24 protein-coding genes and 2 tRNA genes are annotated in these 24,730 nt (G+C 62.5%); 5 read left to right on the top strand and 21 right to left on the bottom strand.

The window, feature by feature from the left end; all coding sequences use genetic code 11:
• The first annotated feature begins 10 nt into the window (after positions 1 to 10).
• The 3 genes from RIN49_RS25445 to RIN49_RS25435 all read left to right on the top strand — a co-directional run bounded on the left by RIN49_RS25445 (position 11) and on the right by RIN49_RS25435 (position 1,504).
• A complete protein-coding gene (locus RIN49_RS25445) occupies positions 11 to 178 on the top strand; it encodes a hypothetical protein (protein WP_309122942.1) in 168 nt (55 codons plus the stop codon).
• 157 nt (positions 179 to 335) lie between these two features.
• A complete protein-coding gene (locus RIN49_RS25440) occupies positions 336 to 842 on the top strand; it encodes a YsnF/AvaK domain-containing protein (protein ID WP_309122941.1) in 507 nt (168 codons plus the stop codon).
• A 77-nt stretch (positions 843 to 919) separates the two neighbouring features.
• On the top strand, positions 920 to 1,504 hold the full coding sequence (locus RIN49_RS25435; protein ID WP_309122940.1) for a YsnF/AvaK domain-containing protein: 585 nt from the start codon (positions 920 to 922) through the stop codon (positions 1,502 to 1,504).
• Between the two features lie 78 nt (positions 1,505 to 1,582).
• On the opposite strand, the gene RIN49_RS25430 is transcribed toward RIN49_RS25435, so the two are convergent.
• From RIN49_RS25430 to RIN49_RS25420, 3 genes are all read right to left on the bottom strand, one after another.
• Positions 1,583 to 1,656: transfer RNA gene (locus tag RIN49_RS25430), tRNA-Ile, on the bottom strand.
• An 11-nt stretch (positions 1,657 to 1,667) separates the two neighbouring features.
• A tRNA-Met gene (locus tag RIN49_RS25425) sits at positions 1,668 to 1,744 on the bottom strand.
• A 322-nt stretch (positions 1,745 to 2,066) separates the two neighbouring features.
• Complete coding sequence (locus RIN49_RS25420; RefSeq protein ID WP_309122939.1) at positions 2,067 to 2,615, bottom strand: phosphatidylglycerophosphatase A family protein; 549 nt, start codon at positions 2,613 to 2,615, stop codon at positions 2,067 to 2,069.
• A gap of 101 nt (positions 2,616 to 2,716) precedes the next feature.
• Between RIN49_RS25420 and RIN49_RS25415 the strand changes: the two genes are divergently transcribed.
• Positions 2,717 to 3,247: a 2'-5' RNA ligase family protein gene (locus RIN49_RS25415; RefSeq protein WP_309122938.1), complete on the top strand. Its 531-nt coding sequence runs from the start codon at positions 2,717 to 2,719 to the stop codon at positions 3,245 to 3,247.
• A gap of 71 nt (positions 3,248 to 3,318) precedes the next feature.
• Here the strand turns inward: RIN49_RS25415 and RIN49_RS25410 are convergent, their stop codons facing one another.
• From RIN49_RS25410 to mobA, 13 genes are all read right to left on the bottom strand, one after another.
• Positions 3,319 to 4,866 (bottom strand): ABC transporter substrate-binding protein, encoded by a 1,548-nt coding sequence (locus RIN49_RS25410; RefSeq protein ID WP_309122937.1) that lies wholly within the window; start codon positions 4,864 to 4,866, stop codon positions 3,319 to 3,321.
• A complete protein-coding gene (locus RIN49_RS25405) occupies positions 4,863 to 5,756 on the bottom strand; it encodes an ABC transporter ATP-binding protein (protein ID WP_138196209.1) in 894 nt (297 codons plus the stop codon). The genes RIN49_RS25410 and RIN49_RS25405 overlap by 4 nt, the downstream gene beginning before the upstream one ends.
• Positions 5,757 to 5,759: 3 nt before the next feature.
• Complete coding sequence (locus RIN49_RS25400; RefSeq protein ID WP_309122936.1) at positions 5,760 to 8,666, bottom strand: ABC transporter permease; 2,907 nt, start codon at positions 8,664 to 8,666, stop codon at positions 5,760 to 5,762.
• Entirely contained in the window at positions 8,666 to 9,766 is a 1,101-nt protein-coding gene (locus tag RIN49_RS25395) for an efflux RND transporter periplasmic adaptor subunit (protein ID WP_309122935.1), read from the bottom strand. The genes RIN49_RS25400 and RIN49_RS25395 overlap by 1 nt, the downstream gene beginning before the upstream one ends.
• Positions 9,726 to 10,433 carry an ABC transporter ATP-binding protein gene (locus RIN49_RS25390; protein WP_309122934.1) on the bottom strand — a complete coding sequence of 236 codons (708 nt, stop codon included), beginning with the start codon at positions 10,431 to 10,433 and terminating at the stop codon, positions 9,726 to 9,728. Before RIN49_RS25390 ends, RIN49_RS25395 begins: the two co-directional genes overlap by 41 nt.
• Before the next feature lie 166 nt (positions 10,434 to 10,599).
• On the bottom strand, positions 10,600 to 11,358 hold the full coding sequence (kduD, locus tag RIN49_RS25385) for a 2-dehydro-3-deoxy-D-gluconate 5-dehydrogenase KduD (RefSeq protein ID WP_309122933.1): 759 nt from the start codon (positions 11,356 to 11,358) through the stop codon (positions 10,600 to 10,602).
• A complete protein-coding gene (locus RIN49_RS25380) occupies positions 11,355 to 12,137 on the bottom strand; it encodes a DeoR/GlpR family DNA-binding transcription regulator (RefSeq protein WP_309122932.1) in 783 nt (260 codons plus the stop codon). Before RIN49_RS25380 ends, kduD begins: the two co-directional genes overlap by 4 nt.
• Before the next feature lie 9 nt (positions 12,138 to 12,146).
• Positions 12,147 to 12,980, bottom strand: coding sequence for a 5-dehydro-4-deoxy-D-glucuronate isomerase (gene kduI, locus RIN49_RS25375; RefSeq protein WP_309122931.1), 834 nt, complete (start codon positions 12,978 to 12,980; stop codon positions 12,147 to 12,149).
• A 191-nt stretch (positions 12,981 to 13,171) separates the two neighbouring features.
• Entirely contained in the window at positions 13,172 to 13,684 is a 513-nt protein-coding gene (gene mobB, locus RIN49_RS25370) for a molybdopterin-guanine dinucleotide biosynthesis protein B (protein WP_309122930.1), read from the bottom strand.
• 16 nt (positions 13,685 to 13,700) lie between these two features.
• Entirely contained in the window at positions 13,701 to 14,957 is a 1,257-nt protein-coding gene (locus RIN49_RS25365) for a molybdopterin molybdotransferase MoeA (RefSeq protein ID WP_309122929.1), read from the bottom strand.
• Positions 14,954 to 15,196: a MoaD/ThiS family protein gene (locus tag RIN49_RS25360; protein ID WP_309122928.1), complete on the bottom strand. Its 243-nt coding sequence runs from the start codon at positions 15,194 to 15,196 to the stop codon at positions 14,954 to 14,956. The genes RIN49_RS25365 and RIN49_RS25360 overlap by 4 nt, the downstream gene beginning before the upstream one ends.
• Positions 15,197 to 15,349: 153 nt before the next feature.
• The gene (locus tag RIN49_RS25355) at positions 15,350 to 16,123 is read right to left on the bottom strand and encodes a DODA-type extradiol aromatic ring-opening family dioxygenase (protein WP_309122927.1); all 774 of its coding nucleotides are present in this window, start codon (positions 16,121 to 16,123) and stop codon (positions 15,350 to 15,352) included.
• Positions 16,124 to 16,171: 48 nt separating this feature from the next.
• Positions 16,172 to 16,822, bottom strand: a complete 651-nt coding sequence (mobA, locus tag RIN49_RS25350) for a molybdenum cofactor guanylyltransferase (RefSeq protein ID WP_309122926.1) — start codon at positions 16,820 to 16,822, stop codon at positions 16,172 to 16,174.
• 137 nt (positions 16,823 to 16,959) lie between these two features.
• Here mobA and RIN49_RS25345 point away from each other — a divergent pair, with 137 nt between their 5' ends.
• A complete protein-coding gene (locus RIN49_RS25345) occupies positions 16,960 to 17,955 on the top strand; it encodes a DoxX family membrane protein (RefSeq protein WP_309122925.1) in 996 nt (331 codons plus the stop codon).
• Here RIN49_RS25345 and RIN49_RS25340 read toward each other — a convergent pair.
• The 5 genes from RIN49_RS25340 to carB form a co-directional block, all read right to left on the bottom strand.
• A complete protein-coding gene (locus tag RIN49_RS25340) occupies positions 17,952 to 19,151 on the bottom strand; it encodes a two-component system sensor histidine kinase NtrB (RefSeq protein WP_309122924.1) in 1,200 nt (399 codons plus the stop codon). The two genes, RIN49_RS25345 and RIN49_RS25340, sit on opposite strands and share 4 nt — an antisense overlap.
• A gap of 27 nt (positions 19,152 to 19,178) precedes the next feature.
• Positions 19,179 to 19,835, bottom strand: a complete 657-nt coding sequence (locus RIN49_RS25335; protein ID WP_309122923.1) for a hypothetical protein — start codon at positions 19,833 to 19,835, stop codon at positions 19,179 to 19,181.
• Positions 19,836 to 20,073: 238 nt separating this feature from the next.
• Positions 20,074 to 20,709, bottom strand: a complete 636-nt coding sequence (pyrE, locus tag RIN49_RS25330; protein WP_309122922.1) for an orotate phosphoribosyltransferase — start codon at positions 20,707 to 20,709, stop codon at positions 20,074 to 20,076.
• A 32-nt stretch (positions 20,710 to 20,741) separates the two neighbouring features.
• The gene (gene pyrF, locus RIN49_RS25325; protein WP_309122954.1) at positions 20,742 to 21,470 is read right to left on the bottom strand and encodes an orotidine-5'-phosphate decarboxylase; all 729 of its coding nucleotides are present in this window, start codon (positions 21,468 to 21,470) and stop codon (positions 20,742 to 20,744) included.
• On the bottom strand, positions 21,470 to 24,730 hold the full coding sequence (gene carB, locus RIN49_RS25320; protein ID WP_309122921.1) for a carbamoyl-phosphate synthase large subunit: 3,261 nt from the start codon (positions 24,728 to 24,730) through the stop codon (positions 21,470 to 21,472). Before carB ends, pyrF begins: the two co-directional genes overlap by 1 nt.

Here is a 24,730-nt window from a genome sequence, read left to right as displayed (position 1 = left end):
GCTTAGGAACATGGCTGGCAAAGCGATCAAAGACGGCGAAGACGATCAAATCATGAACAACCGTCCTCCGGGTTTGAAGAACGACTTCGGGATCGACGGCGAAGAAGACAAGCTGGATGCGGAGCTGATGCCGGACGGGAAGGCGCGGCTGAATCCGGCGTCGAAGACGCGAAACTAAACGATGGTTGCAACGCCCCGAAACGGAAAGATTGCCTTTGCGCGTTCGGGGCGTTGGATTCCCTTTAAGTGCATGGTCCCGAACTACATAGGCTTCTTGCGCACGGGCATTCTATAATGGCACGGCACTCATTACTCTTTGAGGAGGTTTCGCCATTATGGGCTTTTTCGATCGGTTGTTTAAGGGCGTTACGCAAGAAGAGGAATTCGAGGAAAGCCGGGTCGCCGACACGGAGTTTGCGGACGAAGAATTCGCGGACGCGGAGTTCGCGGCCGAAGACGACGCTACGCTGCGTTTACGCGAAGAAGAGCTGGAAATCCGGAAAGACCGCGTGACAACCGGCGAGGTCGTCCTGCACAAGGACATCGTCGAAGAACAACAACGCGTCGCGGTTCCGGTCGCGCACGACGAAGTCGTTATCGAGCGTCGGGTCCTCGATCATTCGCCATCTAGCGAACCTATCGCCGAAGAAGAGACCGTTCATATTCCCGTAACGGCGGAACGGGTGGACGTCGACAAGCGAACGGTCGTCCGCGAAGAAATTTCGGCGCATAAGCGCGAAATCGAAGAGACGGAATGCGTCGACGAAGTGCTCCACAAGGAAGTGGCGCATGTCGAGACCGACGGCGATGCCGTCGTGACGGAAACGGACGCCTACCGGTAAATCGACGGATTGTCCAATTCTGCCCCGCTGCGCCGTGCGCAAGCGGGGCAGAAACCTATTCGGAGGGGTGAACAACGATGTTGATGCGTGTCGTCTTATGGGCGATCGCCGGCGCCGTCATCGGCGGGATCGCGGGGTTGGCGCTGCCCGGGGTCGGAATCGGCATCGCCGCCGCGGTCGGAGGCGCGCTCGGCATCGCGGCGAGCTTGCTGTCTCCGCTTCGGAAAGCGCAGAGCCGCCCGTCGGTCGAACCCGAATCGGAGGAAGCGGACTCTGCGTCGCTGCGACTTCGCGAAGAGCGTCTGGATATCCGCAAGGAACGAGTTCAAACCGGAGACGTGGCGATTCGAAGGGAAGTCGTTGAGGAGCGCCGCACGATCGAAGTGCCGATCCGGCGGGAGGAAGTCGTCATCGAGCGAACGAGCGCCCATCCCGGCGACCCGGAGAGAAGCGTGACGGAAGAAATCCGCATCCCCGTGAAAGAGGAGCGAATCGACGTAGTGAAGACGCCCGTCGATCTCGAAGAAGTCGTCGTCTCTACCCGATCCGTCGAAGACATTCAGGAAGTCGAAGAACGGGTGAAGAAGGAAGTCGCAAGGGTCGAAGCGATCGGGACAGCGGACCTGACGGGCGATGCGGTCGGCGAACAACCTAGAGCGTAATGAAAAAACCCGTTGGAAGGCGCGAGTCTCTCGCTACGTCCAACGGGTTCTCTTCATAAGTGCCGTACAATGGAAATATGGGCCCTACAGGACTCGAACCTGTGACCAATCGGTTATGAGCCGACCGCTCTAACCAACTGAGCTAAAGGCCCTTAAGATAAGTTGGTTGCGGGGACAGGATTTGAACCTGCGACCTTCGGGTTATGAGCCCGACGAGCTACCGGACTGCTCCACCCCGCGACGCTTCATAAAAAAATTCGAAACCATATATTAATATAACGAATGATAACATCCCTGTCAAGCGGAATACGGCCGCCGGCGGTTACATTCTGTACCGTACTCCGTAGCGGCCCTTCCTAGAACAGAAAATTTCGACGTGCTGCGGACTCTCGTACCCGTAGATCCACCAGTCTTCTTCCATTCGCTTCGCCAGGCAGCTCGCCTGAAACTTCGTATTGTATAAGCGACCCCAGTACACCCATGCCATAGCTGTTCGAACACGCTCCCGTTGGAAGTAATGTGTTCTCATGGTGCCCCTAGGGTCGCCGTTCCATGCATTGGCTTATGCGCTTTCTTCGGAACCGGCCGCCGCTTCGATGTCCGAAAGCCGCTCTTCCTCGTCTCTCGCTCGATGCGCGATGCGCCCTGCGGCGGAAGCCGCCACGCTGGCGACCAGATCGTCGAGGAACGTGTGGACGCCCTTGCCGATCTTCGTGTCGAGCCGCTTGATGATGCCGATCTTATGTTTGTCGAGATGACCGAACGTCGTGACCGCGATGCTGCCGTATCCGAATACGGAACCCAGCGCCAACGTCTCGTCGCAGCCGAACAACCCTTCGTCCGACGCCACGAGCGATTGCAGCGGCTCGGAAAGCTTCCCCTGCTCCGCGAGCACGTCCAACTCGATGCCGACGAGCAGCGCATGCTGCATCTCCCGCTTCTCCAATACCGCCGCCACGCTGTCGAGGCAAGCCTCCATCGTCAGATGCGGATGATACGGACGCTGCATCTCCATGACGATCTCCGCGATATCTTCCAACCGTACGCCGCGCTGCTCCAGCTTACGCAGCACCGCTTCGCGAACGGCCCGGCTATGAACGCTCTTCCCCATGGTGTTCCTCCTCTCGTTCGTACGCTCCATTATATCACGACGCGTGAAATTTCTCCTTATGAAACGAGTCGGATACGGTATAATAAAGAGTAACAATCACGATGAAGGAGGCGGTACAGGTGAATTTCGGCATCGTCATCTTTCCTCCGAAGGACGTACAGGACGCGGCCAACAGTTATCGCAAGCGGTTCGACCCGCATTACAGCCTCATCCAGCCGCATCTGACGATCCGAGAGTCCGAATCGTGGGATCCGCCGACGCTCGCGAGCGCAATCGAACGTCTGAGCGAGGCCGCGGCGAAGCTGCCGCCGGTCGAAGTGAAGCTGAACCGGTTTTCGACATTCTACCCTGTATCCAACGTCGTCTACATGGCGCTCGAAAATCCGAAGCCGCTCGAACTTCTGCACGAATCGGTATGCGACGGACCGCTTGCCGTCCGCGAACGGAGATACAGCTTCACTCCGCATCTGACTGTCGCCCAGGGGGTCGGAGGCGATGAAATGCACGACATTTATTCCAGTCTGCGGCCGATTCCGCTGGCCTTCTCGTTCGTCGTCGATCGGCTCCACCTGCTGTACCAGACGGACAACGGCGCGTGGACCGCGCATCAGACGTTCCTCCTGCAAGGCTGACATTCGAACGGAACCTAAAAAACCTCCGAATCGCATCCGATTCGGAGGTTTCCTTTTCCCTATATAACCCGTTATTCCGCGACTTCTTCGACGACCTCTTCCGCTTCGACCGACACGCCTTCGTCGATCGGCATCGGCGCCGGCATGCCTGGCTCGCCCCAGTTCCCGCCTTGGAAGTTAGGATCCTCGCGCATCTGCTGCAGCATCGCATCGCCTTCCGTCTGCCATTCCTTGAGCGCTTGACGCACTTCTTTCTTGCCGTCCAGCACCTCTTGGAACTTCTGCTGACCGATGGACTGCACCATGTAGATGTTCGGGTACTTACGGTACATCGCCATCTCGTCTTGGATCGGCGCCGGCTTCAGCTGATAGAACGCGCCGATGTTATAGCTCATGCCTTCCTTCGGCTGGAGGTACTCTTTGTTCGAAACGAGCGTACCTTGGCTTCTGGATTTCAAGCGCGCCCAGTCGTCGCCATTGACGAACTTCAGGAATTCCCATGCGTCTTCGTCGTTTTGCGCTTTCGCGTTGATGCCCATCATGCCTTGCAGATAAATCTGACCGCCGATGCCCGGCGCTTCCGGATGCGTCGGCAGCGTGACGACATCCCAATCGATCGGATCGAGCTTATCGTTCGTCTCGGCCGTCTTGTTCGCATTAATAAGTTCGTTAATGTAATAGTAGCTCGAAATCGCCATCGCCGTGCGGCCCGACAAGAAGTTATCCCAGTCGAACGGCCCCGGCTCCTTCATCGGCTGCGCCTCCCAGTTCGGAGGACCCGGGATGATTTTCTGCTTGCGCAGGTCGACGATCTTCTTCCATACGCTCTCCCAGCTGTCGGAATCGACGGCCATCTTGTCGCCCGTCTGATCGTAGTAGCTCAGCTGAAGCGGCTGGGTGTACATCTGCATCTCGTAGAACGAGTCGCCGCCTTGATATGTCGTGAACGAGAAGCCGTACTTCTGGTTTTCGCCTTCGCCGCCCGACAGCTGACGACCCAAGTCGAACACTTGGTCCCACGTCATGCCGTCCGTCGGGAACGCGACGCCCGCGTCTTGGAACATCTTCTTGTTATAGAACAGCGCGGAGGAGCTGAACAAAGGCGCCAGCGCGTACAGCTTCCCGTCCGGCGACGATTCCTTGATGCCGTCGAGCACCGTCGGCACGATCTTGCCCGTGTCGAATTTATCCGCCGTGATGAGCGGGTCGAGCGGCATGAGCAAGTTTTCGTTCACGAGCTCGGACAAGTTGTTGAACTCCATCATGACGAGGTCCGGCGGGTTGTCGCCTTGCATCATCTTCTTCAGCTCTTCCATCGGATCCGGTTGCTTCGACGGATCGTACGGCTCGCTGCTATAGCGGTACATGCTGCTGTCGACCGCCGGTACGATCTCGATCTTGATATTCGGGTTCGCGAACTCGAACAGCTCGGTGAACTGCGAACGGAACCATTCGTCGTCGCCGTAGCCTTGCAATGTGCCGATCCGCAGTACGCGCTCGGTATTGTCCGTCTGCGCCTCCCCTTGCGAGCAAGCGGCCAGCGCCGTCAAGCTGAGCACGGAGGCCATGGAGACGGCCACCGTGCGGGTAAGCTTCGATTTCCTCGAAAGAAGCTTCATACTTTTCCCTCCAGTGATTTAGGTGCTTTAATGACGATCTTCTCCCCGTCGAATTCGAGCGACGCTTTGTTTCCGATTCCGAGCGTTTCCAAATATTCTTTAGGAATTTGCAATCGACCGGCCCGGTCGATGACGACGTACGCTTCGTGCTCTTCCTTCACCGTGCGCCTTCCAACGGTTTCAGTATTATAGACGGCGGAATCGAGCTCAGGGTTGCGCTTAATAAATTCTGTGCTTGTTAATCCGTCGCGGATCGCGACGACGCGGTCCACCTTGCCCGCCAGCTCCAGGTCGTGCGTGACGATGACGATCGTGACGCCGAGCTCCCGGTTGAACGTGCGGAAGATGTCCATGATCCGATCCGACGTCGCGGAATCGACGGAGCCGGTCGGCTCGTCGGCGAGCAGCAGCTTCGGGCGGTTCGACAGCGAGATCGCGATCGCGACGCGCTGCTGCTCCCCCCCGGACAGCTGATGCAGCTTGTTATTCATGCGTTCCTTCAACCCGACCCATTCGAGCAGCTGCTTCGCGTACGCGCGGTCGAGCTTGCCGCCGAGCATCATCGGCATCTCGACGTTCTCGAGCGCGGTCAAGTACGGGAGCAGGTTGCGGGCGTTGTTCTGCCAGACGAAGCCGACGGTGCTCCGCTTATATTCCACGAGCTGTTCGTCGCTGATCTTGAGTAAATCCCAGTCGCCGACCCGCACCGTCCCCGCCGAGGGGCGGTCCAGCCCGCCGAGGATGTTCATGAACGTCGACTTGCCGCTGCCGGAGTTGCCGATGATCGCCATCATCTCGCCGCGTTCGACGGTCAGGTTGAGGCCTTGGAGGGCGACGACCTCGACCTCGTCCGTCTTGTAAATCTTTACGAGTCCTTCGCACGTAATCATCGGTTACCGCTCCTCTCCGAGTTTCACCGCTTGGTGCACCCGCAGCCTGCGGATATGCGTCAGCAGGAGGCCCGCGCCGAGCGCGACCATGACGAGGACGACGCCGTACAGCTGATACGTGTCCCCCGCCTCGAAGACGACGCGGAACGGCGGCACTTGACTCGCCGCGCTCTCCGTCGTCTGCAGGAACGGCAGGAACAAGAGGCTCGCGACGCGGCCGATCGTCAAGCCCAGAGCGATCGAGAGGCCCGCGGTAAACGCCTGCTCCAGGAACAGCATGCCCGTCAGTCCTCGGCGCGACAGCCCCATCGCCCGCAGTACGCCGAATTGCACGACGCGGCTCGATAAATTAAAGAACCAATACAGAATGTATCCGATTAACGAGATGATGACCGAAACCAAGAAGCCCAAACTCAGAATTCCGAAAACGCCGCCCCGCGCCGGATGCTTCTGCTGCACGATCAGCTCGTTCCGCACGTCCTTCACGGACGCGAGACCGATGCCCTTCGCCTGCAGCTCCTCGACGATCGGAGTCACCCGTGCGTCCGGCTCCATCTTCAGCCACACCTCGTACGGAATGATAGGTACCTGATCGTAGATGTAATCGAGGTTGGCGATGAAGAACGGCGTGACGTCGGGGTATTGCGACGGCCAATACGGAAGCGTGCCGACGATCACGAATTCGATGAGCTGGCCCGAGATGCTGATCGACGCCAAATCGCCGGGCTTCAATTGATATTTATCCGCGATGTTCTGCGGAATGATCAACGCTTGCTCGAAATCGCCCATCAGATCGAGATATAAGTACGGATGCGCCGGATACAGATCGTTCCGCCACCAAGCGACTTCGGCGAATTTATCGTTGTCGATGCCCATGATCGTGCCGGTGCCGATCGACTTGCCGGAGATGACGACATTGCCCTTCGTCTGAAGAACGCGAGCGGCGTGCTCCACGCCCGGCAGCTCCTCGAACACCTGGAACGGCGGTTCGATGTAAAACACTTGCTGCGGAGGAGGCGCGCCGCCTCCCGGCTGTCCGCCCGGCTGGCCGCCGGGTTGGCCTCCGGGCTGGCCCCCCGGTTGACCTCCAGGCTGTCCTCCGGGTTGGCCGCCCGGGTTTTGCGAGCCCGGCGGCGGTCCGCTCGACTCGACGAAGCCTTCCCACGCCGTCTGGACGATGACGTCCGTACCGTATTGATACAGCGTCCGTTCCGTCGAGTTCAGGTCGATCGTCCGCGCCGCGGCGGAATTGTATACGCCGAGGCCGAGCGTCAGGATGAGCAACAGCATCAACGGATAATACGATTTCGAAGAACGGGATAATTGCGTCAGCGTCAAGTAGAGCGGAACGGGCAAATACGATCGCCCGAGCCAATTGAACAGCTTCAAGAGTAACGGGAACAGCCGTAAGCATAACAGCCCGATCGAGAAAATCGCAAGCGCCGGCACGAAAAACAGCGTCGGCTGCACCTGCAGCTGATCGGACGTCAGCCCGGTTTGCATCGAAATCATCTGGCGTTCCTTGAACATATACCAGCCGTAACCGACGACGCCGATCAAGGCGACGTCCAGGAAGTATCGCTGCCACGCCGGCGGCTTGTTCGCCCTGGCCATCTGCTGCTTCAATCCGACGATCGAGGACCGGGCGGATTGAATCGCCGGAATGACGGTCGAGATGACCGCGATCAGCACTGCCGCAAGGCCGTACAGCATGGCGTCCGTGCCGAAGCCGACCGGAATCGACTGGCGGTCGACGAACGTCAGGAAGCCGCTGGCCGAGCCGATGCTCTTCGCCATGAACCAGCCGAGCAGCGGGCCGACGACGAGCGCGATGCCGCCCAAGATGAAGCCTTCCAATAAGTACATCCAAATAATTTGCTTCGTTCCGGCGCCGCGGCTGCGCAGCACCGCGATGTCGCTCCGCTGCCGGTCGAGCGCCTGCTTGGCGTTCATCGAGATGTAATAGAACACCATCGCGATCATCGGCGCCGCCAGCGTGAAGAGCAGCAACTGCAGCTGCAAGCTCTGCGATCGGAAGTCCTGCAGCATGTCCCGGAACGATAAATCGACCTGCGTCCCTTGCAGATGCTGGTACAGCTCGATGTCGAGCCGCGACAGCGAGGACGACAGCGGCGACAAGTCGCTCGTCTGGATTTCGCGAAGGTCGAAGGCGTAATACCAAGTCGCCAGATTGATCGGAAGCCCCCGATTCTGCAGCAGCTCGTTCATCATAAGCGATTCGTCGACGATAAGCGTGTTGACGAGACCTTCGAGCCCTTGATACCAGTACGGGCTCGTGTCGTCCTTCGGCACGTACGCGCCGACGACCTTCACCCGCAGCTGCTCGTTCCCGCCGAACGCCGGGTAATAAAATTCGTCGCCGACGCGGAACGAGTTGCGGAACGCGCCTTCCTCGAGCACGACCGCCTCGATGACGCCGTTCTTGATGTCCGCGGAAGGCAGCGCGCCGTTCACGAGCTCGGCATGCTCCCCGAAGTCGCTCATCGCCGTTAACGTCATCTGGCGGCGCTTGCTCGGGTCAACCGTACTCGGGTCGACGACCGCGAGCTGCGCGCCGCGAATCGAGACCGCTTGCACGTAGGTCGCGAACGGAAAACCGACGCGCGCCGGGACGTCTTCCTCGATGAACCGCTTCACGTCGGCGAAGGCGCCGAGGTCCGCCTTGTCGCTGCCCGTCGCTTGATAGCGCATGAGCAGCGAGCCGGCGGGGAAGCCTTCGCTGTTTTCCTTCAGCGACGACGAGACGACCCGCTTCAAGGCGCCGTCCGAATACATCGGAATGCTCGTCGTGAAGGCCACCGCCACGATCAAACCGATCAAGGTCGAGATCGTCAGCCAGCGGGTGTTCCACATCTTACGGTAGAGAAACCGTAATAGAAGGAGTCCCATTAGCGACCAACTACTTTCTGTCCGGGCTCGAGCCCCTTCACGATCTGAACCTGCGTCGACGTCTGCTTGCCGACCTCGACGTCCACCTCCGCCTTGTTCCCTTCGCTATCCACGACCTGCACGTAGCTTCGGCCGTTATACGATCGCAGCGCCGCCGGCGGAATGACGACCGCTTGCTCGATTCGATCCGTAATGACCGTCACGCTGAGCGGCGTGCCTCGCGTCACGCCTTCCGGCCATGCTTCGAGTTCGACGAGCAAATACTTATCCACCGAATCCTCCTCGGGCTGATTCGGATTCGGGTTGTTGTTATCGTCTTCTTCGGCCGTCGGCAGCCGTTCGACCTTCCCCTTATGCTCGCCGGCCGCGCTGATGCTGACGACCGCGTCCATGCCGACGGCGACCTTATTCAGATCGTCGCGCGAGAAGTCGGCCGCTACGGCGAGCTCGGACAAGTCCGCAAGCACCGCGATGGTGTCGTATGCCGCTACCGTGTCGCCGGCCTTCACTTTCAGCGACACGACCGAGCCGTCGAACGGCGCCGTCAGCTTCGCGTTCGCGATCGTCTCCTCCAGCTCGACGAGCGTCGTCCGCTTCAGCTCGAAGTCGACTTTCAGCTGCTCGAGCTCTTCCGGCTCGTATTCGTCCGACTTGCGGAGAATGTCGATCATCTTCAGTTCTTCCTGCCGGAACTCGAGCTTCTGGCGGCGGAGCTCCCGTTCCTTGTCGGCGACGTCGAGCTCGGCGATCAACTCGCCCGCCGCGACCGTGTCGCCCGATTTCACGTACACTTCCTTGACGCGGAAGCTGCCGCCGCTCGTCTCGCCGCTGCTCGTGAAGAACAGGTTCTCCTCGCGCAGCGACATAATTTTGCCGATGCCCTGCACCTTCTGCTCGATCGTCTCGACGCGAACGTCGTACGTCGGCTTTTCCGACAGCTTCGGCGGCGTAATCGTCGGCAGCACTTCCTCCTCGGCTTCCTTCGGCAGCAGCGAGCAACCGGAGGTGACGGCGAGCGCCGCCGCCAAAGTCAATGCGAACGCGACGCGCGCGGAACGGTTAGGACGCCTTGAAGCGTCCGTCCACCATCTCATAAACATGATCGGCAACCTCCAAAATCGTAGGATCGTGAGTTGTCATACAAATCGTAACGTTTTCCGTCGCGATGATTTCGCGAAACACGGCCATGACCTGCGCGCCCATCTGGCTGTCCAGCTCCGCCGTCGGTTCGTCGGCCAACAGCATCGCCGGGCGGTGCGCGATCGCCTTCGCGATGGCGACGCGCTGCTGCTCGCCCCCGGACAACTCGTACGGACGGTGATCGGCCCGCTTCGTCAATCCGACCAGCTCGAGGCAATGCGAGACGCGAGCCTTCCATTCGCCGCGGGGCGCGCCCGCCATGCGGAGCGACAGCTCTACGTTCTCCCAAGCGGACAATAAGGGCATAAGGGCATACGTTTGGAAAATGAATCCGATCTTCTCCCGCCGAATCGCCGTCCGTTCTTCGTCCCCCAGCTTATGAAACGCATGGCCGTGAAAGACGATCTCGCCCTTCGTCGGCACGTCGAGGCCGCCCAACATATTGAGCAAGGTCGTCTTCCCCGAGCCGGATCTCCCTCTCAGCATGACCAGCTGGTTCGGGCGCAGCTCCATGTCGATTCCCTTCAGCACGGGAATCTTCTGTCCGCCGACCTGGAACGTCCGCTCCGCGCCTCGCACGGTTAGCAGCGTCCATGGGGCCGATTGCCCCGTTCTATCCGCATCCATCTCTATATAGTCCCTCCCATGCCGATTGCACTACATCTAAGACGCAGTGAAAACCCAAAAAGTTACACTGCTTGGACAAAAAAGATTTGGTAAAAAGAAAAGGCGCCCGAAGGCGCCTCGACGCGCATCGACACAGCCGGTCGACACGATGATACGATATTCGACTTTATCTTGTCATCCATCCGCCGTCCACGCACAACACATGTCCGCTCATATAATCGGAGGCGGACGACGCGAGGAAGACGACCGGACCTTTCATATCTTCCGGCGTCCCCCATCGTCCCGACGGGATGCGCTCGAGAATTTGACGGTTGCGCGTCTCGTCGTTCCGCAGCGCCTCGGTATTGTCCGTGGACATATACCCCGGGGCGATCGCATTGACGTTGACGCCTCGGCCCGCCCACTCGTTCGCGAGCGCCTTCGTGAGTCCGGCGACCGCGTGCTTGCTCGCCGTGTACCCCGGGACGTTGATGCCGCCTTGGAACGTAAGCATCGAAGCGATGTTGATAATTTTGCCGGAGCCCTGCTTCACCATCTCCCGCCCGAGCGACTGGCTCAGCAAGAAGACGGAATTCAAGTTGACGTCCAGCACCTCTTGCCAATCCGCGTAGCTGTGGTCGGCCGCCGGCGTCCGGCGGATGATGCCTGCGTTGTTCACCAGGATGTCGACCTTGCCGTACGCTTCCAGCGCGGCGGCCGACACGCGGGCCGCTCCCTCTTCGGAGGACAGGTCGGCTTGCACGACGACCGCCTTCCGGCCGAGCGCGCCGACCGCTTTCAACGTCTCCTCCGGCGCCGTCCGGTTGACGACGAGCGCCAGATCGGCGCCCGCTTCCGCGAGCCCGAGGGCGAGACCTTGTCCGAGCCCGCGGCCCGCGCCCGTCACGACCGCGACTTTCCCCGTTAAGTCGAACAGCTTGCTCATGGATGTTCCTCTCCTTCTTCCTCGTATCCGCAATCGACGGCGACGCCGGCGGCCCGATATTCGTCCGCGACGGACTTCGGCAGTCCCGCGTCGGTGTAGATCGTATCGATCTCGCCGAGCGACGCGAACGTCACGAGCGCGCTGCGGCCGAACTTGCTCCGGTCCGCGACGCAGTGCACGACGCCGGCGCTCTCGACGAGCGCCCGCTTCATCGGCAGCTGCGTCCCCGTGAACACCGTCAGGCCGTACTCCGGATGAATGCCCGTCGCCGACAAGAACGCCTTGTGTATGTTTAGACCGCGGACGAACTCCACCGCTTCGGCCCCGACGAGCAGGTTCCGTTCCCGATACCCCCCGGGCACCACGAGGCGAATCTGTTCCTTGCGAGACAGCTCCGCGATAATGAACAAGTCGTTGGTCACGACCGTGATCGGCGCGTTCGGCAGCAGCTTCGCGATTTCGAGCGTCGTGCTGCCGCCGTCGAGCGCCACGATCTCCTCCGGCTGGATGGCCGCAGCCGCGCGCGACGCGATGCTCGCCTTCTCCGCCGGATACTTCGTATTCGGCACCGGGGGCGGCAGCATCGGCTCCCCTTCGTCCGTCGCCGCGACCGCCCCGCCGTGAATGCGGCGGAGCAGCCCCTTCTCCTCAAGCTTCTCCAAGTCTTCGCGGACCGTCTTCTCCGTAACCCCGAGCGCGGCGGCGAGCTCCGCGACCCGGACGGTCCGCTCGCGGCCAAGCGTCCGTATGATGTGCTCGTGTCGTTGAACGGCCAGCATCGACGACTCTTACCGCAGCGCCTTCATCGGGATCATGTCCATATCGGAGAACGACTGGTTTTCGCCCGCCATCGCCCAGATGAACGTATAGTTGCTCGTGCCGACGCCCGAGTGGATCGACCAGCTCGGGGAGATGACCGCCTGCTCGTTGCGAACGACGAGGTGCCGCGTCTCGGTCGGCTCGCCCATCATGTGGAAGACGACGCCGTCTTCCGGCATATCGAAGTACAGATATACTTCGGAGCGGCGCTCGTGCGTGTGCGAAGGCATCGTGTTCCACATGTTGCCCGGCTTCAGCAGCGTCATGCCGAGCACGAGCTGGCAGCTCTGGATGCCGTCGGCGTGGATGTATTTATAAATCGTGCGCTCGTTCGAGTTGGCGATGCTGCCGAGATGCTGCGGCGTCGCCTCGCTGAGCGCCGCCTTCACGGTCGGATACGTCATATGCGCCGGAGCCGAGATGAGGTAATATCTCGCCGGGTTCGACGCGTCGGCGCTCGCGAACGATACCGACTGCGTGCCGCGGCCGATGTAGAGGCAATCCTTCGCGTCCATCGCGTAGTCGACGCCGTCCGCCGTCACCGTGCCGGCGCCGCCGATGTTGACGATGCCGATCTCGCGGCGCTCGAGGAAGGAGTTCGCGCCGATGAGCTTCAGGTCGACTTCAAGCGCGACCGCCGCGGTCGTCGGCACGACGCCGCCGATGATGTACCGGTCGACATGACTGTACACGAGCTTCAGCTCGCCCGGGACGAATAACGATTCCACCAAATATTCTTTGCGAAGCTTCTCCGTGTCGTAGCTCTTCGTAGCTTCGGCCGTAGCCGCTTGACGAAATTCCATGCTCGTAACGCCTCCGTTTTCCGTTTTGTTCCGTTCTCAAACTTCATTGTACCGTTTATGTTCATTTTTGTACAGAAATGTTTGTTTTTAATTTTCATTGCCCTCCGGCCGGGAGAGACAAGCGAAGCCGTCCCGCATCCCTGATCGTCGTCAACAAAAAAAGCGCAGCCGATGTCGGCCCCGCCTTCCAATTAAAGCTTCATATGTTCCAAGAAAAAAGCCGCGATCCTCTCCGTCTCGCCGAAGTCGAACGTCGGCAGGCGCCCCTCTCGGGCCAGCGTTTCCCGCGTCGCCGCATCCCAGCTTGCGGCGGCGATGACGCCGTCGAGCTCGTTCAGCAGCGACAGCTGCTCCGCCGAGTGCGCGAGCGCCAGCTTCGGATACTTCTCCCGCTTCCAGCCCTCCACGAGCACGAGGTCGACCCGACCCGCCATGCGCGCTAAGACGTCGTCGAGTTCGGAGGGATGTTCCTCGAACCAAGCCGTCCGCCGCGCCGAGACGATCGCCGTGACGGCCGCCCCCGCGCGGCGATGCTTCCACGAGTCGGTGCCGGGGACGTCCGGGTCGAAGTCGTGACCGTCGTGCTTCGCGGTCCCGACCCGCAGCCCGAGTCCGGCGAACCGCTCCGCCAACTTGCAGACGAGCGTCGTCTTCCCGGTCTTCTTGTATCCGACGATTTGCACCACCGTAAGCCGTTCCTTCACCGAAGAAACCCCTTTCTTATCCGCGCAGCGGCACGACGGTCACGAGCGAGCCGGCCGCGGTTCCGCTTCCGCCGGGCGGGATGACGACGAAGCAGTCAGCGCCGAGCCCCGGCAGCATCCGGCTCGACTGGTCGCCGCCGCCCGCCGCGGCGTACAGGACGCCGGACTCGCTCCACCAGCGGCCCCGCACGTAGCGCGGATACGCGTTCGGCTTCGGGAACGCCTCGGCGAGCCGCGCTTCGAACGCCGCGGGCCCAGGCCGCGGATCGCCCTGCAGCGCGAGAATGACCGGCCGCGCGAACAATTCGAAGCCGGCGAAGCAAGCGCCCGGATTGCCCGACAGCGCAAGCAGCAGCTTCCCTAGGCGGACGCCGGCCGACGTGACGCTCCCGGGACGCATCCGCACCTTGTTGAAGAGCAGCTCGCCGTCCCACTCGTGCAGCAGGTCCGTAACGACGTCGTAATCGCCGACGGATACGCCGCCCGAGGTAATCGTAAGATCGCATGACGCCAACCCTTCCTCCACCGCGGCCGCGATGCGGCCCATATCGTCCGGGGCCGCGCTGAGCGGCACCGGCTCCGCGCCCGCGGCGATCGTCTGCGCCGCCAGCATAAAGACATTGCTGTTGCGGATCTTGCCGGGGACGAGCGGCGCCTCGGGCGGGAGCAGCTCCGAACCGGTCGCCAGAATCGCCACCCGCGGCTTGCGATACACGATCGCATGGGTCCGGCCGACCGTCGCGAGCAGCGCGATTTCGGCAGGGCCGAGTCGGCGGCCCGGCTCGACGACCGTCGTCCCGGCCGCGACGTCGGAGCCGATCGCGCTCACGTTCGCGCCGGGCGCCGCCGAGCGGCGAAGGACGACGTGCGCGGCGCCCCGGACCGTCGTCTCCGCGACGGCTTCGAGCATCGCGACGGCGTCGGCGCCCGCCGGCAGCATCGCGCCGGTCATGACGCGCATCGCCTCGCCGGGGGCGAGCGCCGCCTCCGGCGCGTCGCCGCAGGCGACCGCGCCGACGACGCGCAGCAGGACGGGCGACTCCGATGCCGCGCCCGCTGTGTCGGCGGCCCGGACGGCGTACCCGTCCATGCCCGAGCGGCGGAAGTGCGGCACCGGCTCCGCCGCGGCGACGCGCTCGGCCGCCAGCCGGCCGTACGCCTCCGTCAGCGGCACCCGCTCGACGCCGACCGGCGCGGCGTGCGCGAGGAGACGAAGGCGCGCCTCCTCGAGCCCGACGGCCGTGCGGTGAAATCGTCTCGCCGCCTCGTTCATCCGCCGCTGACCGGCGGCAGGAACGCCACCTCGTCGCCCGGATGAATGATCGCTTCGTCGCCGGCGTACTCCTGATTAATCGCCGCGAAGCAGCTGGCGAGCCGATCCGCCGCGGCCGGATACGCCGCCGCGAAGGCGCGCTTCGCGTCCGCCACCGTCGCGGGCAGCTCCGTCTCGAGCCGGACCATCGAGGCGCCGACCGCTTCGGCCAGCCCTGCAAAAATCAAGATGTTCAGCATCGTCCGTCCTCCGTTTCTCCCGATTCCGGGACTCCATGAAAATAGTATACTATATTTCATGCCGAGCCTGCTCTCCCTTCCTTAGGGATGCACATGCGAAAAAGCCGCGCCCCCTCCTTCGTCGGGAAGCGCGGCCGCGGCTGCGAGCCGTAGTCAGAACCGCAGGCTCAAGTTGCTTAAGGTGCCGAACATGTAACTGCGATGAATCGTCTCCGGCGCCCGCGCCGGATCGCCGCTGCCGAACGCGATGAAATACGGAACGAAGTGTTCCGCGCGAGGGACCGCCATGCGAGCCATCGGGGCTTGCTTTTCGTAGTCGAACAGCGCCTCCATCCGGCGGGCGTTCGTCGCCTCGAGCAGCCAATCGTCGAACGCGACGGCCCAAGGCTCCGGCGCCTCTTGCCCCCATTTCACCGCCCGCAAATTATGCACCGTCACGCCGCTGCCGATGACGAGAATGCCTTGCTCGCCGAGCCCGCGGAGCGCGGCGCCGATCGCGAACTGCCGCTCCGGCGGCAAATACGGATTGACGGACGCCTGCACGACCGGCACGTCCGCCTCCGGGTACAACCGGCGCAGCAGCGTCCACGAGCCGTGATCGAGCCCTCGCTCGTAATCCCGCTCCGCCGGCAAGCCGGCGGCGGCGAGCCGGTCCGCCACGATCCCGGCGACGACGCTCGAGCCTCGCGCCGGGTATTTCACCCGATACAATTCATCGGGGAAGCCCCCGAAGTCGTAGATCGTCTCGTAGACGTCGTCGGAAGATGAGATCGTCGTGCGCTCCGTCTCCCAATGCGCCGTAAAGATGACGATCGCTTTCGGCTTGCCGAGATTCGGCGCATACGCCTCCAAGAAACTCGCATACGGCGACTGCTCGATCGCCAGCATCGGCGACCCGTGCGCCAAAAACAAAGATGGCATCTCCATTCCGATCCACCCTTCCTTCACTTTAGTTACTATTTGTAACTAACTATACTACTGAAACTGCGAATCGTCAACCAACGACTGCGCCCGACGGTACTCGTCCGGCGTATTCATATTGAACAACGCCGTCCCCTCCGGATCGAACGCCGACGTCTCGATCTCCCGCATCGTCGCGACGCGAAGCGCCGATACCCAATCCATGACCCTGCGTCCGCCACCGGCGCGATAAGCTTGAAGCCGCTCGAACGATGAAGCGCCGTAGACGGCGAACAACGGATGCAGCCGTCCGCCGCGTTCGGGCACGGCCGCGTCCGCCCCGGACGCAAGGCACAGCCGGAACAACGCCTCGGCGAGCTCGGTCCGGGCGAACGGCAAATCCGCGGCGGCGACGAGGCACCGCTCGCCTACGCCAGCCGCGATCGCCGCGGCGAGGCCGGCGAGCGGCCCGGCGTCCGGCTCCGCGTCCGCGAGCCACCGCACCGGCGTCCGCGGCCGAGCGACCGCCGCCGCCGCTTGCGCCCGCGACCGCAACGCGTCGTCGACGCCCCAAGGCAGGACGATCGCGATGTCGTCCGCGACCCCGTCGAGCGCCCCGACGAGCCGCCCGAGCGCCGGCGTTCCCCCGACGGGGAGCAGCCACTTATCCGTTCCCATGCGCCGGCTCCCGCCGCCGGCGAGGATGACGACGCTTCGTCCGGTCATCCGCATCGCCTCCGTTCCTTCTTTGATGCCCCAAGCATAGCATTTCCATCCGGATTATGGTACAAGTGGGGAGATTGCATTCATGCATATCCCCAAGCACGAATACGGACTCTATTTTCGGAAGAGGTGTTGCTTACATGAAACGGATTTCCGCGGCGCTCGCGGCGTCGCTGCTCGTCTTGCTGCCGCTGCCCGCGTTCGCTCATGTCAAGTGGTTCGACGGCGCGGAGACGCCCGTCAAGGAGACGCTCGAAAACGTGCTGTCTCCGCTGTTCATGACCGTCGCGCTCCTGGCCGCGGTCATTCTAGGCTTGCTCCCGCAAGTGGACGCGAAGCTGACCGGCGTCGGCGGGGTCAAACGTCTAGAGGGCTGGTTCGACAGCAAGCGCGAATGGACGTACCCGATCCTCCGGTTCGGGACGGCCGCGGCGCTGCTCATCCAGCTTGCGACCGGAGCCGTCTTCGCGCCGGACATTCACGTTACGCAGCTCCAGCTCTATATCGGCGCCGCCGTCATCGTCCTGCTGCTGCTGCCGTTCGCCGCGACGGCGATGCTCGCCGCCGTCGGCATCCTGGCGCTGTTCGCGCTCAGCGTCGTCGAATACGGCGTCTTCCATATGCTCGACTACGGCTTCTACGTCGCCGTCGCCGTCGCGCTGGCCGTCCGCCATACGAAGTACCGGGAGTTCGGCATGCCTTTCCTTTACCTCGGCACGGGCCTATCGCTCTGCTGGGTCGCGGTCGAGAAGTGGGTATTCCCCGGGATGAGCATCGGCATCGTGCACGATTACGAGGTGCCGACCTTCGGCTTTCCGGCGGACGTGTTCGTCAACCTGTCGGCGTTCATCGAGTTCGTCGTCGGCTATCTGCTCGTCGTCGGCTTGCTGAACCGGTTCCTCGCCATGGTGCTGACCGGCATCTTCATCCTGACGACGACCGTCTTCGGCTGGGTCGAAATCATCGGCCACCTGATGCCGCATATCATCTTGATCCTGTTCATCATCGAAGGCGTCAGCTTCTACCATCCGCCGATCAAGATGCACAAGTCGGTGCTCGATCAGATCGTGTTCGTCAGCTTGAACTTCCTGTTTACGCTCGGCACGATGATCTTGCTGTATTACAGGTTCGCCTAGCCGTCGGCTTCGTCCGCCGAACTAGCGTCGATCGCCGCGGGAACGCTCGCTCCCTCGGCGATCGGGAACCTCAAGGTAAACGTCGTCCCCTCGTCAACGCGGCTCCGAACCTCCATCGTGCCGCCGTGGTCCGCCACGATCTTATGGGAGATCGCCAGACCCAGCCCCGTTCCGTGTTCCTTGGTCGTGTAAAACGGATCGAACAGCTTCTCGAGCGCCGGCGCCGGAATCCCCTTCCCGGTATCCTCCACCGTCATGACGGCGATCGTCCCTTCCCGGCGAACCGCGATCGTCACGACGCCGCTCTCCTCCATCGCGTCGAACGCGTTTTTCACTAAATTGATAAGCATCTGCACGATCTTATCGCGGTCCATCCTGACGAGTATCGCTTCCTCCTGGAAGTCGCACCGGAGCGTGTGACCCTGGCGCAGCCCTTCCGGTTCGAGCAGCTTGAACGCCCGGCTGGCGCAGCCCTGCAGGGGATGCGGCTTCATGTTCGCCAGGCTCGGCTTCGAAAATTGAAGGAATTCCGACGTCAATTCGTTCATCCTCGTAATTTCGTCCATAATGAGTTCGTACCATCTGCCGAGGTTCCCGTCGCGATGCGCGACCTGCACGAACCCCTTCACCGTGGTCAGCGGGTTGCGGATTTCGTGCGCCATGCCGGCCGCGAGCTCCCCGACGACCCGCAGCTTCTCCGCCCGCGCCGCCGCTTCCGCCTCCAGCTTGCTCTGCCTCCATCTGCGCTTGACGTATTCCGCCTCCGCCAAATACCGGATCACGACGACTAAGCCGAACGAAGCGAAGAAATCCGCGCCCGTCACGAGAATGTTGTACGCCGTCGGCTCCATGTAGGAGAGCCGGACGGAGGAATACACGATCGTATACAGCATCGTCAACGCGCTGATCCGAACGATGCTGCGAACGGTAACGACCTCCTTCGCGAGCAAGGTCAAATACAACATATTGCACCAATTCAATTGGCTGTACCAATGCAGCGTGGCAAGCAGCGCAAGGGATAGCCAACGAACGGTCCGAATGTCTTTGTTAATGTACGCGCTTCCGATGAACAGCGCGCCGACGACGAGAAGCAGGAAGGTCGACGTCGTCTTGAGAAGGAGGATCGACGAGGCGATGATAAATACGCTGTACAGTGGAAGGAATACGCGATAATACCAAGTAAACAGTTCGCCCACCGGCCTTCCCTCAACTTCATGATGCTACTATATGTTTGCCATTTTCCCCCAATGTTCCTTCTTGACGACCAAACATTCGCGCGCGTAGAGAAAAGGAAAAACAGCCGAACGATTCATTCGACCGGGGTCCGCGGAGTGAAGATGCGACGACGGCGTCCCCATGGCGAAGGCGTACGCCCCGATCCCGAGCACGACCGAAAAGACGATCAACACGCACCGCGCCGCCTCCTGACCCGTTCCGTGCCAGACCGCCGGCGTTCGGCGACGCTCGCCCGCTTCGGGTCGCCTCGGCACGCACCGCGCCGCCTCCTGACCCGTTCCGGGTCGAACCGCCGGCCGTTCGGCGACGCTCGCCCGCTTCGGGTCACCTCGGCCTGCGCCGCGCCGCCTCCTGACCCGCTCCGGGTCAACCCGCCGGCCGTTCGGCGACGCTCGCCCGCTTCGGGCCGCCTCCTGACCCGCTCTGGGTCGAACCGCCGGCCGTTCGGCGACGCTCGCCCGCTTCGGGTCACCTCGGCCTGCGCCGCGCCGCCTCCTGACCCGTTCCGGGTCAACCCGCCGGCCGTTCGGCGACGCTCGCCCGCTTCGGGTCGCCTCGGCACGCACCGCGCCGCTCCCTGACCCGTTCCGGGTCAACCCGCCGGCCGTTCGGCGGCGCTCGCCCGCGTCGGGGCGCCTCGGCACGCACCGGGCCGCCTCCTGACCCGTTCCGGGTCAACCCGCCGGCCGTTCGGCGACGCTCGCCCGCTTCGGGTCGCCTCGGCACGCACCGCGCCGCCTCCTGACCCGTTCCGGGTCAACCCGCCGGCCTGTTTCTTCCGGCTCTAACGTACCTCCGGAAGCGCGCTTTTGCATGCGAGGAACGACGCGCGAACGCAAAAAAAAGCCCCGCCGTCCTTGGCGGGGCCAATCCATTTGCGATCTATTTCGCGTAGTACGTCTCCGGCTGCAGCCTCCAAGCGGACAATGCGGCGACGTCCTCGGGACGAATCTTCTTCGCGCGAAGCGCTTCTTCGAGGAGCGCCGTATAATTCGACAGCGTCCTGAGCGGGATGCCGCCGGCGCGAAACGCTTCCTCCGCCTTCTCGAACTGGTACGAGAAGATCGCGAGCACCGCGAGCGCTTGTCCCCCGGCTTCGTTCACCGCCTGCGCGGCCTTGAGCGAACTGCCCCCGGTCGAGATCAAGTCCTCGATGACGACGACCTTTTGTCCCGGCGCCAGCTGTCCTTCGATCAGGTTTTGCTTCCCGTGCCCCTTCGCCTTGTCCCGTACGTAAATCATCGGCAGGCCGAGCTTCTGCGCGACCCAAGCCGCATGCGGAATGCCGGCGGTCGCCGTGCCGGCGACGACGTCGGCCTGCGGGTAATATTCCTGAATAAGCGCCGCGAACCCGTTCGCGATCGTCTCGCGTACGTTCGGGTGCGACATCGTCAGCCGGTTGTCGCAATAGATCGGCGAGCGGATGCCGCTCGTCCACGTGTACGGCTCCTGCGGCCGCAGCGAGACGGCGCCGATCGACAAGAGCGCCGAGGCGATGTCCTGTTCCAGCTTGCTCACGTGCTTCGTCCCCCTCTACTGGTTTGCTGCGTTTACGACGTTATCTCCCGCACGATGCGCTCCAGCGCCTCCCGGGGATCCTTCGCCGCCGTGATCGGCCGGCCGATGACGAGGTAATCCGCGCCGTTCGCGAGCGCCTCGGCCGGCGTCATGACGCGCGCCTGATCCAAGACGTCGGCGCCCAGTGGCCGGATGCCCGGCGTCACCGTGACGAAGTCGGCTCCGCAAGCCGCCTTCACCGCGGCGGCCTCCTGCGCCGAGGAGACGACGCCGTGCAAGCCGGCGTCCTTCGCGAGCCGCGCATACCGCAGAACCACGTCGGCGAGGCTGCCCTCGATACCGATCTCGCGGCGCATCGTCTCCTCGTTCGTGGACGTCAGCTGCGTCACCGCGATGACGATCGGCGTCCCGCCGCCGGCGCTCGCCTCGAGCGCGCCTTCGAGCGCCGCCCGCATCATCGCGGACCCGCCCGCGGCGTGCACATTGAACATGTCGACGCCGAGGCGCGTCGCCGACCGCGCCGCGCCCCGCACCGTGTTCGGGATATCGTGGAACTTCAGGTCGAGAAAGATGCGATGACCTTGCGCCTTCAGCCGGCGAACGAGGTCGGGACCGGCCGCGTAATACAGCTCCATCCCGACCTTCATCCACACGGGAATGCCCTCGAAGCGCGCCGCGAGCGCGAGCGCTTCGTCCGCGCCGGGAACGTCCAGCGCGACCATGATCGGATGCGTATCCCGCATCGCCGCCGCGTCCTGCATCACTTCACCGGCTCCAGCGCCGACTTCGACGCCTTCGAGAAGCTGCCGGAGCTGACGAAGCCCGGCATGCTTTCGGACGAGAAGTTGATCGCCTGCAGCATGTTGAGCAGCGCGCGCACCGTATCGAGCGACGTCATGCAGACGACGCCGTTCTCGACCGCTTCGCGGCGAATCCGGAAGCCGTCCCGCTCCGGCGCCTTGCCCTTCGTCAGCGTGTTGACGACGAATTGCGCGTCTCCGGTGCGAATCATATCGAGGATGTTCGGGCTGCCTTCGCTCAGCTTATGCACATGGTCGACCGGCATGCCGGCATCGGTCAGCGTCTGCGCCGTGCCGCCCGTCGCATAGATGCGGTAACCCAGCTCGACGAAGCCGCGGAACACGTCGACCGCGTCGTCCTTGTCCTTGTCGGCGATCGTCGCGATAATGTTGCCGGACATCGGAATTTTCATCCCCGAGCCGATGAGGCCCTTATACAACGCCTTCGAGAAGTTGCGGTCGCGGCCCATGACCTCGCCCGTCGATTTCATCTCCGGCCCGAGCGTCGTGTCGACGCGGCGCAGCTTCGCGAACGAGAACACCGGCACCTTGACCGAGACGTTGTCGTCTTCCGCCCACAGGCCGTTGTTGAAGCCGAGATCCTTCAGCTTCGCGCCGAGGATCACCTTCGTCGCCACGTTCGCCATCGGCACGCCCGTTACCTTGCTAAGGAACGGCACCGTGCGCGACGAGCGCGGATTCACTTCGATGATATAGATCTTGCCCTTATAGATGACGAACTGGATGTTCACGAGGCCGACGACGTTCAAAGCCTTCGCGATCGACGTCGTCATCTCGACGATTTGCGCTTTGATTTCCGCGGACAGCGTCTGCGGCGGGTACACCGCGATCGAGTCGCCGGAGTGAACGCCCGCGCGCTCGATATGCTCCATGATGCCTGGCACGAGCACCGTCTCGCCGTCGCAGATCGCGTCGACTTCGACTTCCTTGCCGAGCATGTAGCGGTCGATCAAGACCGGATGCTCCGGATTGACCTTGACCGCTTCGACCATGTAGCCGAGCAGCTCGTCTTCGCTGTAGACGATCTCCATCGCGCGACCGCCGAGGACGTACGACGGGCGCACGAGCACCGGATAGCCGAGCTTGCTGGCTGCGCCGGCCGCTTCGTCGACGGACGTCACCGTCGTGCCCGGAGGCTGCGCGATGTCGAGCGAGCGGAGCAGCGCTTCGAACTTCTTCCGATCTTCCGCGGAGTCGATCGACTCAAGGTCGGAGCCGAGGATGCGGACGCCGGCGCGATGGAGCGGACCGGCGAGATTGATCGCCGTCTGGCCGCCGAACTGTACGATGACGCCGATTGGCTTCTCTTGCTCGATGACGTTCATGACGTCCTCGAAGAACAGCGGCTCGAAGTACAGGCGGTCGGACGTGTTGAAGTCCGTCGACACCGTCTCCGGGTTGTTGTTGATGATGACCGCTTCGTAACCGGCGTCTTGGATCGCCCATACCGCGTGCACGGTCGAGTAGTCGAACTCGATGCCTTGGCCGATGCGGATCGGACCGGAGCCGAGCACGACGACCTTCGGCTTGTCGGAAGCGACCACTTCGTTTTCCGTCTCGTAAGTCGAGTAGTAGTACGGCGTCGACGCTTCGAACTCGGCGGCGCACGTGTCTACCATCTTATACACCGGCTTCAGCCCTTGCTGGAAGCGCAGCGCGCGGATGTCGGATTCTACCGTATAATCCGTATGTCCGCCTTCCTTGCGCAGCTCGGCGATCGCGCGGTCGGTGAAGCCCTTGCGCTTCGCGGCCTTCAGCAGCTCCGGCGTCAGCGCTTCGACGCGAAGACGATTCTCGAAGCCGACGATCGATTGGATGCCGCGCAGGAACCACCAGTCGACCTTCGTCAAGTCCTGCAGGTCGAGCAAATCCCAGCCGCGGCGGAACGCCTCGGCGATCAGGAACAGGCGCTCGTCGTCCGGACGGACGAGGCGGCTCTTCAGTGTCTCGTCGTCGAGCGACACCGCGTCTTTCAGGAACAAGCGGTGTACGCCGATTTCGAGCGAGCGGACCGCCTTTTGGATCGACTCCTCGAACGTGCGGCCGATCGCCATCACTTCGCCGGTCGCCTTCATCTGCGTGCCGAGCCTGCGGTTCGCGTGGATGAACTTATCGAACGGCCAACGCGGAATCTTGGACACGATGTAGTCGAGCGTCGGCTCGAAGCAGGCGTACGTCTGCCCCGTCACCGGGTTGACGAGCTCATCCAGCGTGTAACCGACGGCGATCTTCGCGGCCATCTTCGCGATCGGGTAGCCCGTCGCCTTCGACGCGAGCGCCGAGGAACGGCTGACGCGCGGGTTCACTTCGATCACGTAATATTGATACGAGTGCGGGTCCAGCGCGAACTGCACGTTGCAGCCGCCTTCGATGTTCAGCGCGCGGATGATGCGCAGCGATGCCGTGCGGAGCATCTGATATTCGCGGTCGGACAGCGTCTGGCTCGGCGCCACGACGATGCTGTCGCCCGTATGAACGCCGACCGGGTCGAAGTTTTCCATGTTGCACACAACGATGCAGTTATCGTTCGCGTCCCGCATGACTTCGTATTCGACTTCTTTCATGCCGGCGATGCTCTTCTCGACGAGGCACTGGCCGATCGGCGAGTAGCGAAGACCCGAGGAGACGATCTCGACGAGCTCTTCCTCCGTCTGGCAGATGCCGCCGCCCGTGCCGCCGAGCGTGTACGCCGGGCGCACGATGATCGGGTAGCCGATCTCGCTCGCGAATTCGACCGCCTGGGGCACCGTCGTCACGATGACGCTCTCCGGCACCGGCTGCTCGAGCTCGCGCATCAGATCGCGGAACAAGTCGCGGTCCTCCGCCTTCTCGATCGCCGTCAGCTGCGTACCGAGCAGCTTCACGCCTTCCTTCTCGAGCACGCCGGCTTTCGCGAGCTCGACGGCCATGTTCAGGCCTGTCTGGCCGCCGAGCGTCGGCAGCAAGCCGTCCGGACGCTCCTTGCGGATAATGCTGGAGACGAACTCGAGCGTAATCGGCTCGATGTAAACGCGGTCCGCCATGTTCGTATCCGTCATGATCGTCGCCGGGTTGCTGTTGATGAGGACGACCTCATAGCCTTCTTCTTTCAGCGCCTGGCACGCCTGCGTGCCGGCGTAGTCGAATTCCGCCGCTTGCCCGATCACGATCGGACCGGAGCCGATGACCAAGATTTTCTTCAGCTTTTCGTTTTTCGGCAT

The organism is Paenibacillus sp., assembly GCF_031177825.1.
GTDB lineage: Bacteria > Bacillota > Bacilli > Paenibacillales > YIM-B00363 > Paenibacillus_AE.
Note: the sequence above shows the minus strand (reverse complement) of the source record. Positions and strands in the feature narration are given on the sequence as shown.

Bases quoted from the DNA above. Each gene is read 5' to 3' on its own strand.
- RIN49_RS25445 (WP_309122942.1), top strand. From the start codon at position 11: ATGGCTGGCAAAGCGATCAAAGACGGCGAAGACGATCAAATCATGAAC.
- RIN49_RS25440 (WP_309122941.1), top strand. From the start codon at position 336: ATGGGCTTTTTCGATCGGTTGTTTAAGGGCGTTACGCAAGAAGAGGAA.
- RIN49_RS25435 (WP_309122940.1), top strand. From the start codon at position 920: ATGTTGATGCGTGTCGTCTTATGGGCGATCGCCGGCGCCGTCATCGGC.
- RIN49_RS25420 (WP_309122939.1), bottom strand. From the start codon at position 2,615: ATGGGGAAGAGCGTTCATAGCCGGGCCGTTCGCGAAGCGGTGCTGCGT.
- RIN49_RS25415 (WP_309122938.1), top strand. From the start codon at position 2,717: ATGAAGGAGGCGGTACAGGTGAATTTCGGCATCGTCATCTTTCCTCCG.
- RIN49_RS25410 (WP_309122937.1), bottom strand. From the start codon at position 4,866: ATGAAGCTTCTTTCGAGGAAATCGAAGCTTACCCGCACGGTGGCCGTC.
- RIN49_RS25405 (WP_138196209.1), bottom strand. From the start codon at position 5,756: ATGATTACGTGCGAAGGACTCGTAAAGATTTACAAGACGGACGAGGTC.
- RIN49_RS25400 (WP_309122936.1), bottom strand. From the start codon at position 8,666: ATGGGACTCCTTCTATTACGGTTTCTCTACCGTAAGATGTGGAACACC.
- RIN49_RS25395 (WP_309122935.1), bottom strand. From the start codon at position 9,766: ATGTTTATGAGATGGTGGACGGACGCTTCAAGGCGTCCTAACCGTTCC.
- RIN49_RS25390 (WP_309122934.1), bottom strand. From the start codon at position 10,433: ATGGATGCGGATAGAACGGGGCAATCGGCCCCATGGACGCTGCTAACC.
- kduD (WP_309122933.1), bottom strand. From the start codon at position 11,358: ATGAGCAAGCTGTTCGACTTAACGGGGAAAGTCGCGGTCGTGACGGGC.
- RIN49_RS25380 (WP_309122932.1), bottom strand. From the start codon at position 12,137: ATGCTGGCCGTTCAACGACACGAGCACATCATACGGACGCTTGGCCGC.
- kduI (WP_309122931.1), bottom strand. From the start codon at position 12,980: ATGGAATTTCGTCAAGCGGCTACGGCCGAAGCTACGAAGAGCTACGAC.
- RIN49_RS25365 (WP_309122929.1), bottom strand. From the start codon at position 14,957: ATGAACGAGGCGGCGAGACGATTTCACCGCACGGCCGTCGGGCTCGAG.
- RIN49_RS25360 (WP_309122928.1), bottom strand. From the start codon at position 15,196: ATGCTGAACATCTTGATTTTTGCAGGGCTGGCCGAAGCGGTCGGCGCC.
- RIN49_RS25355 (WP_309122927.1), bottom strand. From the start codon at position 16,123: ATGGAGATGCCATCTTTGTTTTTGGCGCACGGGTCGCCGATGCTGGCG.
- mobA (WP_309122926.1), bottom strand. From the start codon at position 16,822: ATGACCGGACGAAGCGTCGTCATCCTCGCCGGCGGCGGGAGCCGGCGC.
- RIN49_RS25345 (WP_309122925.1), top strand. From the start codon at position 16,960: ATGAAACGGATTTCCGCGGCGCTCGCGGCGTCGCTGCTCGTCTTGCTG.
- pyrF (WP_309122954.1), bottom strand. From the start codon at position 21,470: ATGCAGGACGCGGCGGCGATGCGGGATACGCATCCGATCATGGTCGCG.
- carB (WP_309122921.1), bottom strand. From the start codon at position 24,730: ATGCCGAAAAACGAAAAGCTGAAGAAAATCTTGGTCATCGGCTCCGGT.